This window comes from Cellulosimicrobium cellulans, from assembly GCF_001722485.1.
Lineage (GTDB): Bacteria > Actinomycetota > Actinomycetes > Actinomycetales > Cellulomonadaceae > Cellulosimicrobium > Cellulosimicrobium cellulans_A.
In genome coordinates, this window is sequence record NZ_LWGL01000282.1 from 1 (window position 1) to 2,289 (window position 2,289).

Consider the following 2,289-nt stretch of genomic DNA (forward strand, 5'->3'; position numbering starts at 1 on the left):
GTCGGCGGCTCCCGCCGGCTCGGGGTCGGGGTCCGTGAGCACGGCGACCGGTGCCGCCGTGCCGTCGCCCGACGCCGGGGCGACGGGCGGGAAGGAGGCGAGCGGCGTGCCGCACGCCTCGCAGAACCGGGCGCCCTCGTGCGACGGCTCGCCGCACGCGGGGCACGCGAGGACGCCGGGCCTGACGGGCTCGGTGGGCCCGACAGGCTCGGTGGCGCCGCTCACCGGAGCGTCCACCGGCGGACCTCGTTGGCCCGGTCGACGAGCGTGATCCGCTCGTCGCGCGAGTCCGTGTGCGCGGCGAGGTCGCGGTAGGCCGCCTCGAGCGCGTCCCGCAGCGCCGGCTCCTCCGCCGGGACGCCCGCGATGGTCGTCGTCGGGGCCGGGCCCGTGGTGGTGACGGTGTCGAGCGCCGAGCGCAGCACGCCCACGGACAGCTCGGCGCGCTCGCGCGGCGCGATGGCGACCGAGCCGACGCTCGCGAGCGCGTCGGCGAGCGCCGGCAGCCCCCGGCCGGAGTCGGCGAGCAGGTGCGCCCGCAGGACGCGCGACTCGACGTAGGAGCCGCGCGTCGGCGTGACGAGGTCGAGCGCCTGCAGGGCGCCGTCCAGGTCGCCGCGCGCGCGCCGCACCCGCGTGAGGCCGAACGCGGCCGGCGCGGTGTAGTTCGCGTCGGTGCGCGCGCAGATGACGTAGAGCGACTCGGCGATGTCGGGCTCGCCGCTCAGCTCGCACGCGGTCGCGAGGGCGAGCTTCGGCGCGAGCTCGCCGGGGACCTGCCCGTAGACGGCGTTGAACGACGCGCGCGCCGCGACCGCGTCGCCGCTCGCGAGCTCCGCGAGGCCGCCCAGCCAGGCCGCGCGCCACTCCCACGGGTCCTCGCCGAGGATCTGCGCGATCGCGTCCCGCACGACGTCGTGGCGTCCGGCCTCGATCGCCGTGCGCGCCCGGGCGAGGCGCACCTCGACGGTGTCCTGCGGCGCGTCGGCGAGCGCGGCGAGCCGCGCGTCCGGCTCGGCGACGTTGACGCCGGCGAGCCAGCTCGCCATCGGGTCGTGCTCGTCGGTGCGCAGGGCGGGCAGCTCGTCCCACGCGAGGGGCCGCTCCGCGACGTCCGACACGGGCGTCTCGAACAGCACGGACGCCGCCGAGTGCAGCGCGCCGCTGCCGGGCCCGCGGTCGGTCGCGACGACCTCGCGCAGGACGCCCAGCAGCTGCGCGCGCATCTCGTCCACGGTCGCGAACCGGTCCGAGGGGTCGAGGGCGCAAGCCTTGGCCAGCAGGCGGTAGAACGAGTCGTACGCCTGGAACACGGGCGTGTCCGCGACCGGGGGCAGCGACGCGACGTAGGTCGTCGTGTTGCCCCGGAAGTCGAGCGCGAGCGTCGCGAGGGTCCGGCCGATCGTGTAGATGTCCGACGCGACGGAGGGGCCCACGTCGGCGACCTCGGGAGCCTGGTACCCGACCGTGCCGAAGATCGCCGACGTCAGGTCGTCGACGCGGCGCACGCCGCCGAGGTCGATGAGCTTGACGCCGTCGCCCTGCTGGATGATGTTGTCCGGCTTGAAGTCGCAGAACAACAGGTTCTGGTCGTGCAGGTAGGCGAACGCGGGCAGGATCTCCAGCACGTAGGCGAGCGCCTGGTCCACGGGCAGCGGGCTGATGACGCCGCCGTTCGCGTCTCGCCGGTCCTTGAGGATCTCCTTGAGCGACTTGCCGCCCACGTACTCCATGACGGTGTAGCCGGCGCCGTCGTGCATCGCGAAGTTGTAGATCTCCACGATGAGCGGGTGCTCGACCTCGGCGAGGAACTGGCGCTCCGAGATGGCCGCCGCGTAGGCGTCGGGGTCGCCCGAGTTGAGCAGGCCCTTGAGGACGACCCACCGGCCGGACACGTTCTGGTCGCGCGCGAGGTAGATCCAGCCGAGCCCGCCGTGCGCGAGGCAGCCGACGACCTCGTACTGGCCGCCGACCAGGTCGCCGGGGGACAGCTGCGGCGTGAAGTCGAAGCGGTTGCCGCAGTGGGGGCAGAAGCCCGACGTGCGCCCGGGCCTGCCCTCGCGCCCGCGGCCGACCTTCTCGCCGCACGCGGGGCAGTAGCGCTTGTGCTCGGGCACCTCGGGGACGGCCATGACCGCCTGGAGCGGGTCCGCGACGGGGGCGGACGGCACGGTCGTGAGGCCCGCGCCGAGGCGGTGCCCGCGCAGGCGTGTCGAGGACGTGCCGACGCGGCGCGTGGCGCGCGACCCGGTCGCGGCGGTGCGCGCGGTGCCGAGCGCGGCGGACGCG

General features: G+C 75.7%; 2 protein-coding genes. Both read right to left on the reverse strand.

All coding sequences use genetic code 11. The annotated features are described in order from the left end of the window. Positions 1–225 (reverse strand): zinc ribbon domain-containing protein (locus JZ5iCDA_RS16980; RefSeq protein WP_139123209.1); only part of this gene is annotated, 225 nt, incomplete at its 3' end. Next, a partial coding sequence (locus tag JZ5iCDA_RS16985) for a serine/threonine-protein kinase (RefSeq protein WP_069388183.1) occupies positions 222–2,289 on the reverse strand: 2,068 nt, incomplete at its 5' end. The genes JZ5iCDA_RS16980 and JZ5iCDA_RS16985, both read right to left, overlap by 4 nt.